At 56.0% G+C, this 17479-nt stretch carries 15 protein-coding genes; 12 read left to right on the plus strand and 3 right to left on the minus strand.

What is annotated here, in order from left to right; all coding sequences use genetic code 11:
* Positions 1 to 229 precede the first annotated feature (229 nt).
* The 9 genes from lepA to JRF57_06510 all read left to right on the plus strand — a co-directional run bounded on the left by lepA (position 230) and on the right by JRF57_06510 (position 10057).
* Entirely contained in the window at positions 230 to 2026 is a 1797-nt protein-coding gene (gene lepA / locus JRF57_06470) for an elongation factor 4 (protein ID MBW2303344.1), read from the plus strand.
* Complete coding sequence (hemW, locus tag JRF57_06475) at positions 2019 to 3137, plus strand: radical SAM family heme chaperone HemW (protein ID MBW2303345.1); 1119 nt, start codon at positions 2019 to 2021, stop codon at positions 3135 to 3137. Before lepA ends, hemW begins: the two co-directional genes overlap by 8 nt.
* Positions 3138 to 3247: 110 nt before the next feature.
* A complete protein-coding gene (locus JRF57_06480; protein MBW2303346.1) occupies positions 3248 to 3757 on the plus strand; it encodes a pyridoxamine 5'-phosphate oxidase family protein in 510 nt (169 codons plus the stop codon).
* Between the two features lie 110 nt (positions 3758 to 3867).
* Complete coding sequence (gene rpiB, locus JRF57_06485) at positions 3868 to 4614, plus strand: ribose 5-phosphate isomerase B (GenBank protein ID MBW2303347.1); 747 nt, start codon at positions 3868 to 3870, stop codon at positions 4612 to 4614.
* 260 nt (positions 4615 to 4874) lie between these two features.
* The gene (locus tag JRF57_06490) at positions 4875 to 5465 is read left to right on the plus strand and encodes a helix-turn-helix transcriptional regulator (GenBank protein ID MBW2303348.1); all 591 of its coding nucleotides are present in this window, start codon (positions 4875 to 4877) and stop codon (positions 5463 to 5465) included.
* Positions 5466 to 5512: 47 nt separating this feature from the next.
* Entirely contained in the window at positions 5513 to 6073 is a 561-nt protein-coding gene (locus JRF57_06495; protein MBW2303349.1) for a 2-oxoacid:acceptor oxidoreductase family protein, read from the plus strand.
* Between the two features lie 27 nt (positions 6074 to 6100).
* Positions 6101 to 7933, plus strand: a complete 1833-nt coding sequence (locus JRF57_06500; protein ID MBW2303350.1) for an FAD-dependent oxidoreductase — start codon at positions 6101 to 6103, stop codon at positions 7931 to 7933.
* Entirely contained in the window at positions 7930 to 9084 is a 1155-nt protein-coding gene (gene porA, locus JRF57_06505; protein ID MBW2303351.1) for a pyruvate ferredoxin oxidoreductase, read from the plus strand. Before JRF57_06500 ends, porA begins: the two co-directional genes overlap by 4 nt.
* A 91-nt stretch (positions 9085 to 9175) precedes the next feature.
* Positions 9176 to 10057 carry a pyruvate synthase subunit beta gene (locus JRF57_06510; GenBank protein ID MBW2303352.1) on the plus strand — a complete coding sequence of 294 codons (882 nt, stop codon included), beginning with the start codon at positions 9176 to 9178 and terminating at the stop codon, positions 10055 to 10057.
* Between the two features lie 10 nt (positions 10058 to 10067).
* Here JRF57_06510 and JRF57_06515 read toward each other — a convergent pair whose 3' ends face one another.
* The 3 genes from JRF57_06515 to JRF57_06525 all read right to left on the minus strand — a co-directional run bounded on the left by JRF57_06515 (position 10068) and on the right by JRF57_06525 (position 13443).
* Positions 10068 to 11765, minus strand: a complete 1698-nt coding sequence (locus JRF57_06515; protein ID MBW2303353.1) for a sodium:solute symporter family protein — start codon at positions 11763 to 11765, stop codon at positions 10068 to 10070.
* Between the two features lie 206 nt (positions 11766 to 11971).
* Positions 11972 to 12544, minus strand: coding sequence for a nitroreductase family protein (locus tag JRF57_06520; GenBank protein MBW2303354.1), 573 nt, complete (start codon positions 12542 to 12544; stop codon positions 11972 to 11974).
* Between the two features lie 200 nt (positions 12545 to 12744).
* Positions 12745 to 13443: a DUF1847 domain-containing protein gene (locus JRF57_06525; protein ID MBW2303355.1), complete on the minus strand. Its 699-nt coding sequence runs from the start codon at positions 13441 to 13443 to the stop codon at positions 12745 to 12747.
* 447 nt (positions 13444 to 13890) lie between these two features.
* Here JRF57_06525 and JRF57_06530 point away from each other — a divergent pair, with 447 nt between their 5' ends.
* The 3 genes from JRF57_06530 (at position 13891) to JRF57_06540 (ending at position 17471) form a co-directional block, all read left to right on the plus strand.
* Positions 13891 to 14223 (plus strand): NifU N-terminal domain-containing protein, encoded by a 333-nt coding sequence (locus JRF57_06530; GenBank protein MBW2303356.1) that lies wholly within the window; start codon positions 13891 to 13893, stop codon positions 14221 to 14223.
* A gap of 63 nt (positions 14224 to 14286) precedes the next feature.
* Entirely contained in the window at positions 14287 to 15558 is a 1272-nt protein-coding gene (locus tag JRF57_06535; protein ID MBW2303357.1) for an amidohydrolase family protein, read from the plus strand.
* Between the two features lie 377 nt (positions 15559 to 15935).
* Positions 15936 to 17471, plus strand: a complete 1536-nt coding sequence (locus tag JRF57_06540; GenBank protein ID MBW2303358.1) for a hypothetical protein — start codon at positions 15936 to 15938, stop codon at positions 17469 to 17471.
* Positions 17472 to 17479 lie beyond the last annotated feature (8 nt).

Consider the following 17479-nt stretch of genomic DNA (forward strand, 5'->3'; position numbering starts at 1 on the left):
CACCCAGGAAGAGAAGGAAGAGATCCTCACCGCGGTGCGGGAATTCCAGGAGGATCCGTCCTGACGACGAGCTGGGCCGGGAAGATCGAACGACGCTCCAGGAAGGTGAAACGCCTTACAGGAGGGTTGGACGGCCGTCTCCCAAGGTTCGAAATCTATTGACAAAGGACCCGCGGCAACGCATAAGAAAACTTTTGTTGGATTCCAAACCTATTGGGATGTTTTCTTCATGGCTGCCATAAGAAATTTCAGCATCATCGCCCACATTGATCACGGTAAATCAACCCTGGCCGATCGGCTGATCCAGCATGCAGGGCTTGTCAGTGAGAGGGAATTCCGCGACCAGATCCTGGATACCATGGATCTGGAGCGAGAAAGAGGAATCACCATCAAGAGCCAGACCGTCACACTCCCTTACCGAGCACGAGACGGCAGGGAATACGCCTTGAACCTCATCGACACCCCCGGGCATGTGGACTTTTCTTACGAAGTGAGCCGGGCTCTCGCCTCCTGCGAGGGGGTCCTGCTCCTCGTGGACGCATCCCAGGGGGTGCAGGCCCAGACCCTCGCCAACCTTTACATGGCTATGGAGCAAGACCTGATCATCATCCCGGTGATAAACAAGATCGATCTGCCTTCCGCCGACGTGGAGCGGGTAATGGAGCAGATCGAAAACGAGCTGGACCTGGATCCCGAGTGGGTTGTGAAATGTTCGGCCAAGGAAGGTACGGGAATCGAGGAGGTCTTCGAGGCCATCATCCATCGCATTCCCCCTCCATCCGGAAACAAGGAGGACCCACTTCGGGCCCTTGTCTTCGACGCCTATTACGACCCCTTCCGCGGGACCATCGTCAGCTGCAGGATATTCGACGGATCGGTCCGAGCGGGGGATACAATCCGCCTTATGGCCAAAAAAGCTGTTTACCGGGTGGAAGAGGTCGGAATCTACCGGATCAGGCGGGAACCCGTTCAGAGCCTCGAGGCCGGTCAGGTGGGCTATATCATCGCCGGGATCAAAAACATCAGCGACACCCGGGTCGGTGATACGGTGACCCTTGACTCCGCCCCCGCCCCGGAACCACTTTCCGGGTTCAGGGAGGTCAAGCCCGTAGTCTTTTCCTCCATCTATCCCATATCCTCCGACGATTATCAGGATCTGGCCGAGGCCCTTGAAAAGTACGTGCTCAACGATGCGGCCCTCACCTACCAGAAAGACGCTTCCGCCGCCCTTGGCCAGGGTTTCCGTTGCGGCTTCCTCGGGTTGCTTCACCTCGAGATCGTGCAGCAGCGGCTCGAGAGGGAATTCAACCAGGCCTTTCTCATGACGGTACCGAGCGTGCAGTACCGGTTCACCCTCCAGGACGGAACCACCCTCACGGTGGACAATCCCCAGTATTACCCGGATCCTGCGCAAATCAAGCAATCTGCCGAACCCTTTATCCGGGCTTCCATCCTCATACCGGAACGGTACATGGGAGCGGTCATGAAGCTCTGCATGGAACGGCGCGGCGTGAATTCCCGTTTTACCTACCCCACCCCAGGAAGGATCGAGATCACCCTGGACATGCCCTTGGCCGAGGTCATCGTTGACTTCTACGACAAGCTCAAGACAGTCACCCAGGGCTACGGTTCCTTTGACTACGAGTTGATCGGATACCGGGAGAGCGACCTTGTAAAGCTCGATATCCTTGTCAACGGAGAAAAGGTGGATGCCCTCTCCATGATCGTCCATCGGGATCGTGCCAGGGAATGGGGAGTGAAGGCCTGCGAGCGCCTCAAAAAGGAGATTCCACGGCACCAGTTCAAGATCGCCATCCAGGGGGCCATCGGCGGGAAAATCATCTCCCGCTCCACCATCCATCCCTTTCGAAAGGACGTGACCGCCAAGTGTTACGGTGGAGATATCACGCGGAAACGAAAGCTGCTGGAAAAGCAGAAGAGAGGGAAAAAGCGCATGAAAATGGTGGGTTCCGTCATGATTCCCCAGAAGGCCTTCGTTGCAGTACTGAGGTCCGCTGATGAGTGAAGGCACCCGCCCGGGGCTTTACGTCCACGTTCCCTTTTGCAAGAGTAAGTGCCCTTACTGCGATTTTTATTCCGTGACCTCTCCTTCCCGGGTCTCCGAATGGCTGGAGGCCCTTGAAAAGGAAGTCCGAATCTACCGGGAGCACTTTCCATTATTCGATTCCCTATACTTTGGGGGTGGGACCCCCAGCCTCCTGGAACCCGGGGAATTGAAGGACCTGCTCTCCCTCCTCTTCAACAATTTCTCCTTTTCCCCGGATGCCGAGTTCACCCTGGAGGCCAACCCGGACGATGTGACGGCCTCCAAGGCGGACCTATTCCTGGACCTGGGGTTAAACCGGATCAGCCTGGGCGCCCAGTCCTTTATTGATCGGGAACTCCGGCTGCTTGGAAGGAGACACACGGCTTCTCAAACGGAAAGGGCGGTGGAACACCTGGCCCGGGCAGGGTTTAAACGAATCGGCATTGACCTCATTTACGGCCTCCCCGGGCAGGGGGAATCCGACTGGTTGGAAAGCTTAGACCAGGCCCTTTCCCTGGACCCCGACCATGTCTCCTGTTACCAGCTCACCTTGGCGGGCGGCACTCCCTTCGAAGCCCTGATGAAGCGGGGCCGAATCCGCCCCCCAAGCGAGGCGAAGGCAAGAAGACTTTTCCTTATCGCATCGGATCACCTCGAAAAAAGGGGGTACGTCCATTACGAGGTCTCCAATTATGCCAGGAATCTCCGCTCCGTTTGCCGTCACAACCTGAAATACTGGCGACGCGGGCCCTACCTGGGGCTCGGGCCTTCGGCCCATTCCTTTTCCGGGGGCGAACGGTGGTGGAACCACAGGTCACTCGGGAAATACGTTCGTGACCTCTCTACGGGAAGGCCGCCGGTCGAAGGGCAGGAGAAATTGAGCCCGGAACAACATCGTATGGAGGCCCTTCTCCTGGGGTTCAGAACCCTTGAAGGTGTTGACCTGTCCCTTGTTGACCTCTCCCCCAATGCAGGGAAAATCATCGCGGAATTGTGCCGTTCGGAACTGATCCGACGTGATGGTGGGAAGATCGTCCCCACCCGAAAAGGTTTTCTGGTTGCAGACAGTCTTCCCCTGCTCTTTTGCTGAACCCCGGGAAAGATCCCTTTCCGTGGTCTCCTTGCCCCCTGGACCCTTTTGTGGGAAAATGGATCGATTTAAACAGTGGGAGATCATTTCAAACCCGAGTGGAGCCATCAATGAATACCACTTCCACCACCGATCTTCCCAGTGAGGAAGAACTCAAAGAAAGGGCGGCCGACCTCATCCGCAGCCAGAGCACCATGACCCTGGCCACAGCCCTCGAAAACAAGGCCTGGGCGGCTCCGGTCTACTATGTGGATATCGATTTCCTCTTCTATTTCTTCTCTTCCCCCTCCTCCCGGCATATCCTGGAAGCCCTCGAGAGCAAAACGGCCTCCGCCGCAGTGTTTCACCCCTCCGACAAATGGAAGGACATCCAGGGGATACAGATGTCGGGGAGCATTAAACCCGTCGGACCGGGCTGGGAGGCGGCAAAGGCCCTTCGGGCCTATCTCAGGAAATTCCCCTTTACTGGAGATTTCTTCGGGAAGAAAAAAATCCTGGATCTTCAAGATTTCTCCAAGACGTTCAGGGTAAAGCTCTACCGGTTTAGACCGACGCGCTTGCTGTATATGGACAATCGAATCCAGTTCGGGTTCAGGGCGGAGATCCCCCTTTCTCCCTGAGGATTCTCTATCGCCGTTTCCGGCCCTCCTCAGCGCCCCCGGTTGCTGACCCCGGAAGATCGTTAAAAAAACCAACAAGTACAGCGTTTTCAAAAAAGGGAGGTTCATAGATGAAAATCACTCTTGGCACAGACCACGCAGGATTTCAATACAAGGAGAAGATCAAGGAGTTTCTCCAGGAACAAGGACACCAAGTCAAAGACTTCGGGACCTTTTCCCCTGAACCCGTGGACTATCCTCTCTTTGTACGCCCCGCGGCCCAATCGGTCGCCGCCGGGGAATCGGAGAGGGGGATCGTTTTCGGCGGCTCGGGCAACGGGGAGGCCATCGTCGCAAATCGGATTCCTGGGATCCGCTGCACCCTTTGCTGGGACCTGGAAACGGCCCGCCTGGCCAGACGGCACAATGACGCCAACGTTCTCTCCCTGGGAGCCCGCCTGATCTCCCTGGAATCGGCTGTCGAGATCGTGAGGACATGGCTCTCCACCCCTTTCGATGGAGGACGGCATTTGAGGAGGATTCGTTTGATCGACCCGCAAAAGGGTGTGAATGTCCCGTCCCCTTCAACGGACTCCTCAGCCCCATTGTTTCCAAGCTCCAAACCGCGGGGAGAAGCTCCTCCATCGGCTAAGTACGACGTCATGATCGCCTTTCGATACCTCAAGTATTTCGAGGGAAATCAAACCCTTGAGTTCCGCCTCGATCCCAATCTAAAGACTCCATCGGTGATCCACGTACCTTCCGAGGAAAGGTGGAAAAAAGAGCTGCCCGAATGGGCAAGGGACCGAAGGGACGAAATCCTTGAACGCCTCAAAAAGAAGTGCTCCCACATGGAGTGCATCTGGGAGGAATATTGAATCTTCTCTCCTCTATTTCGTCTCTTTCCATACCCTCCCCCTGGGACCGATCCTGCCCAGAGTCAAGGAGTTTCGGCCGCACCCGGGGCCCTGGGTGGGGGCCATCTCCTCCAGACTCGGTTTTCATACTCTCCGCTTTTTTATGGGCATTGTTTGATGACAGCAAAAATAAAGTTTGACATTGCCAAACACAAGGAGTATCCTGATTTTATTCCACCGGGTTTTCCTTTCTCAACGACCTGGTATACCTGGAAACGGCCATGGACATTCACGCAGAAGTCAAGGCCCTCAATCTCGGAAGCCAGATACGGCAAATCCGTCTGGGCAAGCAATTGACGCTACAGGACATCTCCAACGTCACCGGACTATCCAAGCCCTTTCTTTCACAGATCGAGAACAATCTCGTTGTTCCTCCCATCGCCACCCTCCTGAAGATCTCCAAAGCCCTTGGTGTCAGTATCAGCCGCTTTTTCCAAGGTGCACCATCTCCCGAACGCATTGCCTTGGTGCGGCGCGGGGAACGAAAGAAGTTTTCCCGCCCATCCCCCAAAAGCGCGGATCGAACCGGCTACCGATACGAGTCCCTGGCCCACCCCATGGCCGAGAAACACATGGAGCCCTTTCTGGTGGAAATCGAACCCAGGGATGAAAAGGATCTGGTCTTTTACAACCATGCGGGGGAAGAATTTCTTTACGTGCTTGAAGGAAAGACGGAATTCAGGGCCGCCGATCGGGTGATTGTCATCGAACCCGGCGACAGTCTCTACTTTCACTCTGATATTCCCCATGCCTTGAGGGGGTTGAACGGAAAGAAGTCAATCGTTCTTGCCGTAGTTTTCTCTCCCAGGTAAGGACGGCAGGCGGCCGGTATCCGCCGCCAGGAAAAGGAGAGTTTTCCATGGAAGAGATCAGATTCCACGGACGAGGCGGCCAGGGGGCGGTCATCGGATCCGAAGTCCTCGCCCACGCTTTCTTCATCGAAGGGAAATACGTCCAGGCCTTCCCAGCCTTTGGTGTGGAACGTAGGGGTGCTCCGGTCACGGCCTTTTGCCGTGTGGATGAGCGACCCATTCATCTTCGGAACCAGATCTACACGCCTGATCACATCGTGATTCTCGATCCCACCCTGATCGAAAACAGCGGGGTGACCGAAGGCCTGAAGCAAAACGGCACTGTCCTGATCAACGGTAAAAGGCCCCCCGCCGATTACGGAAAGATGCTCCCGCCCGGTTTCAGGATCTATGTGGTTGACGCGGCCTCCATCGCGGTACGATTCCGGCTCGGTTCCCCCTCCAACCCTATCGTGAATACCGCAATTCTCGGGGCATTTTCCAGGGCCACGGGACTCCTGAAGCTCGAATCCGTAAAGGAAGCAATCAGGGAATACGTCCCTGCGAAAACGGAAGAAAATGTCCAGGCCGCCCGGGCCGCCTTTGATCAGGTCATTCGGGCCGAGTAAACCCCTGCAGCGGAGGCGATGACTCCTATGGAAACGAAAAAACGGAGTGAGCTGGCTAAACCCTTTGTGCTCGAGAGCTGGCGCGGCTTTCCGCCCATGAATACCTCCAAAGGGACCATGCTCCACAATCTAACCGGTAACTGGCGCTACCTGAAACCCCTCTATGAGGACAAGACCCCGCCTTGCCAGGATGCCTGCCCTGCCGGGAACGACATCGAGGGGTGGATCAGGCTCCTCCAGGACGGAGAATACGAGAGGGCTTACCGGCACCTGAAAAGGGAGCAGCCCTTTCCATCCCTTCTCGGCCGCGTCTGCTTCACTTTTTGCGAAAAGGCCTGCAACCGCCAATACTTGGACGAGTCCGTGAGTATCCGGGAACTGGAGCGTTTCGTCGGGGACCAAGGCCTGAAAGAAATGCCGCCCCCTGATCTTCCCCAACCCAACGGAAAGAACCTCGCCGTAGTCGGATCAGGGCCGGCCGGAATGTCCGCCGCCTATTTCGCAAGGCTTCTCGGTTTCGAGGTGACCCTTTTCGAGGCCCTGCCCGTCCTGGGAGGCATTCTACGCGTCGGCATTCCCGCATACCGACTTCCCAGAAACGTTTTAGAGACTGAATTCCAAGGCCTGAAGAACATGGGCATCGACTTGAGGCCCGGCACCCGCATCGGAAAGGATATCGGAGTCAAGGAATTGGGGGAGACCTTCGATTATGTCTTCTTGGCATCCGGGGTTCACCAGTCCCTGAAATTAGCCCCTTCTGGAGAAGAGGAATGCCGCGAGATCATGAGTGCCCTTTCATTTCTTAAAAAAGTCGCCCTGGGGGAACCACCCCCCATTGGAAAGAACACGGTCGTTGTGGGGGGCGGCAACACGGCCATCGATGCGGCGAGAACAGCCCTCCGGTTGGGATCCAAAGTTACGATCCTCTATCGCCGGTCCCGTGCCGAGATGCCCGCTCACCCTTCCGAGATACAGGAGGCCGAGGAAGAAGGCGTTTCCTTCAGATTCCTGGCCGCACCCGAAAAAATCCTTCTGAACGATCAGGGGACCCTCACCGGGCTTCTCTGCACCGAGATGGTTCTCGGCCCACCCGACGAGAGCGGCAGGAGACGACCGGAGAAAAAAGAAGGCGCTCTTTTTGAAATTCCGGCAGACACCCTTCTTACGGCTGTCGGGGAAAAGGCCGATTTACATTACCTGGAGGGAATGCCCTCCGCTGAGGGTCGAATCCTTACAGTTGGTGAAGACCTCCGCCTCAGAGGACCGGCCCCCTTGGAAAGGGCCAAATGGTTTGCCGGAGGAGACATCATCGACATCCCCCACACGGTGATCCATGCCGTGGGCTCCGGAAAGCGGGCCGCCATCGCCATGGACTGCGACCGGAAGGGGATCGATTTCTCAACCGTTCGTGATGAGATCACCATTGGATCGGGTCCGGCCCTGAGTTTTTCCGCTTACATGGGCCTGGCCCCCATCCGTCCGGTTCGCCGCAATCTTCGGGAGGTCGTGGATTCCTCCAAGATGATTTTCGACTACTTCGGCAAGGCGCCCCGCAAGGCGGAAGAGATCCTGGAACCCTCCGCGAGAAGGACCTCCTTCGCCCCGTACAGGGAAACCTTCACAGGGGATGAAGCCCGCAGGGAAGGAGATCGATGCCTTCATTGCGGCCGCTGCACTGAGTGCGACAACTGTCTCGTCTTCTGCCCCGACATGTCGGTGCTTCCCAGGGGACGGGACGAATTCGGTTATCTTTTTGATTACGATTACTGCAAAGGCTGCGGCATTTGTTATACGGAGTGCCCGCGCCATGCCATCACCATGGTCGAAGAGGAGACCCCTGTACCGGAGGTAAAGAATTGAAACGGGTTATCAAGGGAAACCATGCCGTATCCCAGGGTGTGAGACTTTCCAGGGTGAAGGTCATCTCGGCCTATCCCATCACCCCTCAAACCACCATCGTGGAAGAACTCTCCGAGATCTGCGCAAGCGGCTCCCTGGATGCCAAGTTTATCAAGGTGGAAAGCGAGCATTCCGCCATGGCCGCCGTAGTGGGCGCCTCCACCGCCGGAGTCCGCTCATTTACAGCGACAAGCAGTCAGGGACTGCTTCTCATGCACGAGGTCCTCCACTGGGCCGCAGGGGCCCGGCTCCCTATCGTGCTTGCGAACGTGAACCGGGCCGTGGCCCCGGGTTGGAACATCTGGGCCGACCAGACCGACTCCCTGTCCCAGCGGGACACCGGATGGGTCCAGATCTACTGCGAATCAAACCAGGAAGTCCTTGACAGCGTCATCATGGCCTACCGCCTTGCGGAAGAAGTCCGTGTGCCGGTCATGCTTACCTATGACGCCTTTTTCCTGAGCCACACTTCAGAAATCGTTGATGTGCCTGAAATCGAGGAAGTGGACTCCTTCCTGCCACCCTACGAGCCGGAGTTGAAGCTCGACGTAGAGGCCCCCTTGGCCTTCGGCGGCCTGATGTCCCCCGACCTTTATTACGAAGGGCGCTATACCCAACACAGGGACACAATGAGAGTCTTGGAGGTTTATCCCAGGGTCTGTATGGAGTTCCAACGGGTCTTTGGCAGAAAATACGACATTGTTGAAGAATACCGGACCGGGGATGCAGAACTTGTCGTCGTCACCGCGGGGACCATCACCTCTGTGTCACGCATCGCCGTCGATGCCATGAGGGCCAAGGGAAAGCCCGTAGGCCTCGTGAAACTCCGCATCTTCAGGCCGGTACCGGCCGAAGTCTGGCGTTCGGTACTGGGCAGGTTTCCCAAGGTGGTGGTCATCGACCGAAACCTCACCGCCGGTCTAGGCGGTGTGTTTGCGAGCGAGATCCGTTCCGTTCTCTACTCTCTCGAAGAGAGGCCGAAGGTCTATCCCGTTGTTGCCGGCCTTGGGGGCCGTGACGTAACTCCTCGGGACCTGGAAGGGATCATCGAGGCCGCCCTCGGACGTGAGGACCCGGGCTCCGAACCCCTGTTCTGGGGCCTTAAGGAATAGCCACCCGGGCCCGGGGGCCTTGAAAGGGCGACACCGGGCCGATTTTGGAGGTATTCTCATGCAGAAGAAATTCGATATTCCCCGCGAAATCATGTCTCGAGGAGAACTCCTCCAACCCGGCATCCTTTCATGCCAGGGTTGCGGGGCAGCCCTCGCCATGAAGCTGGCCATGATGGGCCTGGGGAAGCGTACAATAGTCGTCATTCCCGCTTGTTGCTGGACCATTATCCTGGGTGTCTATCCTTACTCGGCCTTACAGGTCCCGGTGATCCACGTCCCTTTTGAGACGGCTGCAGTTGTGGCCTCGGGCGTGCGGGCCGCCCTGGACATGCGGGGAGAAAAGGACGTGGAGGTGATGGCCTGGGCCGGCGACGGCGGCACCTTTGATATCGGCCTTCAGGCCCTCTCCGGGGCAGCTGAGCGCAACGACGACATCCTTTATGTCTGTTACGACAACGAGGCGTACATGAACACTGGGATCCAGCGCTCCAGCGCAACCCCCATAGGGGCCTGGACCACCACGACCCCGGCAGGCTCCCTTAAGAAGGAACCCAAAAAGGATCTGGAAAAAATCATGATGGGCCACTCCATCCCTTACCTCGCCACCCTCTCTGTGGCCTACCCCGACGACGCGGTGAAGAAGTTCAGGAGGGCCCGTACCATTCGGGGAACCAAGTTTCTCCATATCCTATCCCCCTGCCCTCCGGGGTGGCGGATCGATCCTTCCCAATCCATCCGCACGGCCCGCCTTGCGACCCTTTCAAACGTCTTCCCCCTGTACGAGGTGGTGGATGGAAAACTCGAACTCAGCCTCATACCCGAGAAGACCGTACCCGTAAAGGAGTACCTTGAGTGCCAGGGCCGTTTCAAGGGGATCACACCGGAGATGGAAGATCTCCTCCAGCGAAACGTTGATCGGAAATGGGAAGAACTGCTCGCAGAGGCTGAAAAGGAGCGTCAGGCCCTTTCCTGAGGAAAAGGCCCTATCCCGGCGAGCCCTCCAACCCCCTCCCGCTGATCGCCCTTCCCGGACCGGAAACCCTTTTCCGTATCTTCTCGGGATTAGGGGCGTCTATCTTCGCCCCCTTCAACCACCAATTCATGAGAAAGGTCTGCAGGATCGAAAGGATTATGAAGTACCCCATCCAATAGGGAAATCCCCCCAGGGAGGGTCGGGAAGCGGTCCATTCCCACCAATCGACGGCAAGCCCGAACAGGAGGGCGAACATGGCGCCGAAGACCAAACTCCTCCTCGAGATGGCGATCCATCCGCGCAGGTCCAGCGAAAGGAGCAGAGTGACGACCAGGTAAACGAGGAAGGTCACCCCGATGATGGGAACAGCGGGCAGGAATCCGCCCGATGGAAGAAGCTTGAGATAGGACAGAACCACCATGCTTTCCCCAGCGAGTATGGACAGGATGGCCGCCGCCGCCCGTGGCCTTTTCAAGTAAAGACCGAAGAACACCGTGGGAAACAGGACAGCCAGCCCCGTAAAGGCCTGGGTGGCAATGTGGAGGATCGTCGAGGGAGGATTGACCGCGAAGATCAGTCCCAGCGCCGCCAACACGGGCACGAAGACCTTCCCTGGCAAAGATGAATCCCCTGCCTTCCTACCCGTTACCAGGGGAAAAACGTCGCGGCTGAAAATGGAGCTTAAAGTCAGGAGCTGGGAGTCCATGGTGGACATGAGCGCTGCCAGACCTGCGGACATGATGAGGGTCCCCATGAAATCACCGCACAGGGAACGAAGCATCATGGGAAGAACCCGATCTGCTTCCTTTCCCACGAGATCCGGAAAAGAGATGTGGCCCAAGACCCCCAGGGTGACGGGCAGGAAGAAAACCAGCGTGCAGACCAGGGGGTAGGAGAGCATGGTGCGACGAATGGCTCTGGGATCCCTGGCGCTGAAAAACCGCTGAAAAAGCTGTGGAAACATGGGATCGCAAAAGAACCAAAGCATCATGAAGCTGAACCACATCGAAGGAGTGAACCTTCCCTGGGGCCCGGGCCGGGACATGAGCGCGGGATCCGCCTTTCGTACCAGGGAATGGGCGAGCTCAAAGCCCCCGTACTGGGCGGAAACCATGATGAGTGCCGTGATCATGAGAGCCACCATGAGCAGACCCTGGAAAACATCGGTCCAGGCGACGGCCCTAAGCCCCCCCCTGAAAACATAGAGGACGATGATCAAGGTGATCAGCGTCGCTCCAAGGCCCTGGGGAATGTCGAACAACTCTTTGAGCACATACCCGCCAGCCATAGGTTGAAGTGCGATATAGGGGATCGTGAAAACGATCATGACCATGGCGAACAAGAAGGAAAGCAAGGGATTCCCGTAAAGGGAGCCGACCAGTTCCGCAGGGGTGACTGCCCCCCGCTCCTTTCCGATCTCCCAGGCCCTCTTGCCGATGATCCAGAAGGTGAGCGCCATGAAGCCCGTTCCAAAACCCACGATCGGAAAGAACGCATAACCGTCCCGGTAACCGGCCCCTGAGGCCCCGAATACCGTAAAGGCCGAAAAATTGGTGGCCGCCATGGTCCCCAGAAGCACGAAGCCCCTGAGGCCCCTTCCGGCCAGGAAGTATTCCTCGGGTGAAGATCGCCACCTCGTCTTTGCGAAAAAACCGATCAACAGGACCACCATGAAATATCCTGCAATGACTGCGATACGAATCTCCATTTTTCACCATACCTCCCCAAAAAAATACGGCCATCCCGCAAGTCGGGATGGCCGCTGCCTGAACATAACTTGCTCTCAATCTCAAAATTTCGGCGGATTATGGCATAACCTCAGCACTCCTTCAAGAAAAAATTGCGGTCCCATGGATGCATGGATGGTTTTTCTTTCAGGCCGAAAGAAGACGATCCGGGATGTCCCGGGGCTTTCTATCGGACGAACCTGGTCTTCCCCTCAATCCCTTTCCTCGGGGGCGCAGGGATCTCATTCCTCGCCCGGCCGATGCATACCAGGGCCAGGGGGGTCTTCTCGGAGTCGATATCCAGAAGCCCCCGGATCGCCTCCTTGTCAAAGAGGGTGAACCACAGGCTGGAAAGGCCGAGGGCCCAGGCCGCCAGGTGCATGTTCTGGATGGCGGCCGCACAGGCATGCTGGTATCCCACCGAACCTTCCTCCTGGAACATGTCCACCCCGGTTTTCTTGGGGTCTCCCACCACGGCGATAATCACGGGTGCGGATCGTAAGAAATCCACACCATACTTACCGAGCCACTTCCATCCGGATACCTCCATGGCCCACTTCCTGCACCTCTCGGCCTCCTCGAAGATCTTTTCCTTGGTCTCTGGATGGGTCACCACAATGAATTCCCAGGGCTGTGCATTAAGAGGTGAAGGGGCCCAGGTCCCGGCCTCCAAAATTTTGTCGATAAGGGCATCATCGATCGGCTCCGGGGAGAAGTCCCTGCAACTCCTCCGTTCCTTCATAGCTGTGAAAACGTCCATCTGCCACCTCCTTTCCGGGGAAACCCCTCTGAAAATCATGGTACTGGAAACAATCTTGATCCTACACGATCAAGTGGGAAGCAAAAACCCATTGGCAGCCCCGGAGGTATCGCAACTCACGGGGGCCGAACCGGTTCCGGGATATGAGAGAGATCAGCGGCTGGTCGGGGAAAGGGACAGATGGACCTTCCGGCGGGTCTTCAAATCCCGGGGTGCTTGATCTTCATGTAATAGGCGTGGGACAGATAAACGGCCGCCAGGGGGTTATGCCCCGTCACCCTGTCCTTCACGGCGAGGACGGTTGTCGGGGCCTCCGCGTACTTGAAGAACAGGGAATCGTGCCCCACGCAGAGCCCGAGGAGAACGTTCAATTCCGTGCCTTCATGGTTGAGAAGCTTCGCCTGAAAGATGGGATTACATAGAGACTCATCCGTTCCCTGGAATATCTTTTCCTCCTCCTTGAGTCCAAGCCTGTCCTTGGAGGTGCGGCCGGCCTTGCAAAGTACGGATACGACCTCGAATCCATGCTCCTTGAATACCTCTTCCACAATACCGGCCTCCTTGGCCAATCCGATACAAAAGGCCAACCCGAGACGCCTGTAACCCATCTTCTTGGCAAACTCGCAGATCTCCACGATCCGTGTCTTGGTCGGCTGCATCACGTAGGGTTGCTGGTGCCGATTGGCGTAACACTCGGCTTCCTGGATCGAGGCCTGCCTGGCGAACTCCCTAATCCTGGGGTCATCGTATTCCGCGTCGGCCTCCTCGAGGACCTCTCTTCGGGTCAGGGTCGGACATCCCTTGGCCCCGCGCCCATCAGCGCTCATACAGAGCTTCTCCATCGCCTCAATAGTGCAGGAGGCACAAGAGGGGAGCGGGCCCTTTGTATTCTCTGTCATAATTCCAGTCCTCTCTTCCTTGAAAATCCTTCTTACTTTATCTCCTTTTCGTACCGCGGGAGGATAACAAAACCCTCAATGGATTACAACAGGAATGGGTTATTCTCCAACAGGTGATTCTCTTCATAAAGACGGGTTTCAAGCAAGGCCCCTCAAAAGCCCTGGCAGGATACACTTGATTCTGCTATGAATATGATCAATATACTACATACCGCCCTTTTTCGGGATACGATATACCCTTGCCCTTTGACAAACCCGCTCCTCCCTAACCGGCCTCCCGACAGCTGAACGCCCTATCTCCATCCAGCATGGCAAAAAAGGCCCGATTTCCAAGGGTCAAGTCGGATACAGGTAACGAGGAGAGATTTTTGGGGAAGGAGTGGTCCGAAGCGGGCGCAAAATCCCTATAAATGGAAGACATTGGGCTGTTCAATCAGGGGGCGATCCATGGAGGAAGAAAGCATTGAGGTTTACCTCCACCCAAATCCTGAAATCCGCTCCTATCTTACCCACCGTACAATATCCCCGCCCCGGGTCGGGATCTTCAGGAATCCCCTGGACGAGGAGGCCCGTGGCGCCCTCAGGACCCTCGGAGAGATCCCGGCCCGGATCGTGATGGATATCCTTTCCCTGCCCGGTGTAGAGGAAGTCCACATCAAGCCGAAGGAAATCAGGGTGAAGAAATCAATAACAGTTACTTGGGAGACTATTCAAGGACCCATCATCGAAACCCTCAGACGCTCCCTGAGACGGAAGGGAATAAGGATCGTTAAAAAATAGGGACCGCCGGGCGAGGGTGTAGGTCGAATCGTTCCGGGATTTGAATTGCGAGGTGAAATTTCCATGGACCATTGCAAGATTTTCCAAAATGTTACGATCATTGACGGCCTTCGGGATAAGCCCCTGCTTGATTCCATGCTGGTGATCGAGGGCGGAACCATCGTTTACGCCGGCAATAAGGATCAAGGGATCCTGGAAAGGTATAGTCATGGGAAAATCGTGGATCTTCGGGGCATGTGGATCATGCCGGGCATGATTGACACCCATGTCCACCTTTCCCTGGACGGGAGTCCCGATTATTTCAGGTTGATGATCGAGGAGACACCCCAGCTTGCAGCCATAAGGGCCGTCAGGAGAGTGAGAAAGATCCTTGAATCGGGTTTTACGACCATCCGGACCATGGGAGACAAGGGATGTATCGACATCGCCGTCAAACAAGCGGTGGAGGAAGGTGAGATCCCCGGCCCGAGAATCCTGACCAGCGGACAGGCCCTCACTATTACGGGCGGGCATGGGGACATGTTCCCGAACCATGTGAAAATCGAAGGGTTGGCCAGGATCGTAGACGGGCCGGACGAGGCAAGAAAGGCCGCCCGGGAGCAACTGAAGCTCGGGGCGGACAATATCAAACTAATGGCCACCGGGGGAGGGATGTCTCCAGGCCCGGGGACGGTTGCACAGTTGACCGTTGAAGAGATGCGGGCGGCCGTGGAAGAGGCATCCAAATACGGTAAGATCACCGGCGCCCATGCCATCGGGGCCGAAGGGATAAAAAACGCCCTTGAAGCAGGGGTTCGGACCATTGAACACGGCTCATTCCTGGATGACACGGGTATCCGTCTCTTATTGGAAAAGGAGGCCTTCCTGGTACCCACTCTTTCCGCGTTCAAGACCCTGAAATTCGGAGAGGATGGGGGAGTTCCTTTGAAGACCATTCGAAAAGTCGAGCATTTTCAAACTGTTCACATGAAAAACCTCAAACGTGCCATCAAAGCAGGCGTTAAGGTGGTCGTAGGAACAGATGCCGGTACACCTTTCAACTATCACGGTGAGAGCGCTTACGAACTGGAATGCCTGGTGGCAAACGGCCTATCGGAGATGCAGGCGATCCGATCGGCCACGAGCATCGCCGCCGAGGCCTTGAACCTTTCCAATGTGGGCGTAATTCAAAAAGGCTGCGTTGCAGACCTTGTAGTCCTCGAAGCGAATCCCCTTGAGGACATAAAAACCCTCCAGCAACCCGAAAAAATTGTGGCGGTCCTGAAAGATGGGGAAATCGTGGCGGGAAAATTACCGGGGGGCCGTGATGGTATTGATGTAAGGTCCGGAGACTGATGGACTCATAAAATTCCTCGTAGAATCAGAGTGTTACAAAAAAGGATCCAAAGATAAGGGTTGTGATTCAGGAATGCCGGACCCCAGGATCTGAAACAAGAACGCCCGCAGATCGTTTTTATCTCTCCATTACTTCTCCCGTACAAACCTCACCTTTTTTCTTGATTCTTCAATCAGAGAAAGAGTATGGTATTTTTGTAGCTATTTGCATACAATAAGTATACACAAAGAGACCTTTAAAAAACAAACGTTTTTCAAAGGTCTCACAAGGGCACTCGGCCCCTCCCTCCATTTCATGAGGCCTTTTATGATTGGGGATCGGGCCGGGGTTTGGGGAACTCCTGATTCAACCGCCACCATCTCAAAGGAGGGAAAAAATGGGTGAGATAAAAACTTTACGAAGGTGTCTATGGATCTTTGGCGTGTTCATCGTCCTTGGGATGATGGGGACCGGCGTGACTACCGCCGAATGCAAGACCAGGGTGGTCATAGCCCAAGGAGTTGAGCCGACAAGGCTGGATCCGGACATGCACCGGGAAAACTCCACCCTGAATGTCATTCTCCATCTCTATGACGCGCTCCTTGAGCGGAACCAGGACGCAAAGATCGTGCCCGATCTGGCTGAATCCTGGCGGATACTGGACGACAGGACCGTCGAGTTCAAGCTCCGCCGCGGTATCACCTTCAGCAACGGGGAACCTTTCAATGCCCAGGTGGTCAAATATAACTTCGAGCGTGTGGCGGGCCTTTTGCCGGGAGCCAAAAAGACCCTTAACGCCAGTGACTACCAGAGCATCAAAGAGGTCAAGATCCTGGACGATTACACCGTTCAAATCATCACCAAGCACCCGGACCCCTTGATCCTCTCCTACATTGCACAGAAATATATGGTGCCTATACAGTACACAAAGAAGGATAACTTCCGAAGCCTGGCGACCAAGCCCGTAGGTACCGGCCCTTATGTTCTCAAGCGCTGGAGGAAGGGAGGGGAATGCGTTCTTGAGGCCAGAAAGGATTACTGGAAAGGGGCGCCGAAAATCGATGAGATCGTTTTCAGGCCCATCCCTGAGGATTCCACCCGAATCGCCGAGCTGAGGGTGGGGAACGTGGACATCATCGCCAACCTCAAGCCCGATAATATCCAGGAGGTAGAGGCTGAGAAGCACCTGGTTGTGAAGCGGGTTCCCAGTACCCGGGTGGCCGCGGTATGGATTAACGCCGAGATGGACAAGCTGAAAGACAAACGTGTGCGAAAGGCCATCAATTACGCTATAAACGTTGATTCTCTGGTAAAAAACGTTATGGACGGAAACGCAGTAAGGGTCTCGACCGTCGCCCCGTCCAATTTCGTAGGCTGGGATCCCCAGGAAAAATTCTATTCATACGATCCGGCCAAGGCCAAGAAGCTGTTGGCGGAGGCTGGTTTTCCCAACGGCTTTGAGGCCACCATTCTAACCCCCAGGGGACGCTATCTCAATGATGTGCAGGCCTGTGAGGCCATCGCCGGCATGCTCACCAAGGCAGGAATACGGACAAAGGTCAACGCCGTGGAATTCGGTGTATTCGCCAAGAAGACCCAGGCCCACGAGATGCCCGAGTTCATGTACGCGGCCTGGGGGAACGCACACTTCGACGTCTGGGACATGATCAAAACCTGTGTCAGGAGCGGGGCCATGTTCTCGTGGTACAAAAATGAAAAAGTGGATGAGTATATTGACAAGGCGGCCCAGACCATTGATCCTGAAAAACACAACAGATACCTCCAGTTGGCGTTGCGTGAGATGTGGGAGGACCCACCCTTCGCGTTTCTCTATGCCCAGCGTGATATCTATGGTGTAAACAAGCGGGTTGTATGGGAACCCCGCTCAGACGAGGAAATCAACCTCTACGGCGCCTACGTGAAAGGAAAATAACCCCATTG

This window comes from Deltaproteobacteria bacterium, assembly GCA_019310525.1.
GTDB lineage: Bacteria > Desulfobacterota > DSM-4660 > Desulfatiglandales > HGW-15 > JAFDEE01.

Bases quoted from the DNA above. Each gene is read 5' to 3' on its own strand.
- JRF57_06540 (MBW2303358.1), top strand. From the start codon at position 15,936: ATGGGTGAGATAAAAACTTTACGAAGGTGTCTATGGATCTTTGGCGTG.
- JRF57_06480 (MBW2303346.1), top strand. From the start codon at position 3,248: ATGAATACCACTTCCACCACCGATCTTCCCAGTGAGGAAGAACTCAAA.
- JRF57_06515 (MBW2303353.1), bottom strand. From the start codon at position 11,765: ATGGAGATTCGTATCGCAGTCATTGCAGGATATTTCATGGTGGTCCTG.
- JRF57_06500 (MBW2303350.1), top strand. From the start codon at position 6,101: ATGGAAACGAAAAAACGGAGTGAGCTGGCTAAACCCTTTGTGCTCGAG.
- JRF57_06490 (MBW2303348.1), top strand. From the start codon at position 4,875: ATGGACATTCACGCAGAAGTCAAGGCCCTCAATCTCGGAAGCCAGATA.
- lepA (MBW2303344.1), top strand. From the start codon at position 230: ATGGCTGCCATAAGAAATTTCAGCATCATCGCCCACATTGATCACGGT.
- JRF57_06495 (MBW2303349.1), top strand. From the start codon at position 5,513: ATGGAAGAGATCAGATTCCACGGACGAGGCGGCCAGGGGGCGGTCATC.
- hemW (MBW2303345.1), top strand. From the start codon at position 2,019: ATGAGTGAAGGCACCCGCCCGGGGCTTTACGTCCACGTTCCCTTTTGC.
- JRF57_06510 (MBW2303352.1), top strand. From the start codon at position 9,176: ATGTCTCGAGGAGAACTCCTCCAACCCGGCATCCTTTCATGCCAGGGT.
- rpiB (MBW2303347.1), top strand. From the start codon at position 3,868: ATGAAAATCACTCTTGGCACAGACCACGCAGGATTTCAATACAAGGAG.
- JRF57_06525 (MBW2303355.1), bottom strand. From the start codon at position 13,443: ATGACAGAGAATACAAAGGGCCCGCTCCCCTCTTGTGCCTCCTGCACT.
- JRF57_06535 (MBW2303357.1), top strand. From the start codon at position 14,287: ATGGACCATTGCAAGATTTTCCAAAATGTTACGATCATTGACGGCCTT.
- JRF57_06520 (MBW2303354.1), bottom strand. From the start codon at position 12,544: ATGGACGTTTTCACAGCTATGAAGGAACGGAGGAGTTGCAGGGACTTC.
- JRF57_06530 (MBW2303356.1), top strand. From the start codon at position 13,891: ATGGAGGAAGAAAGCATTGAGGTTTACCTCCACCCAAATCCTGAAATC.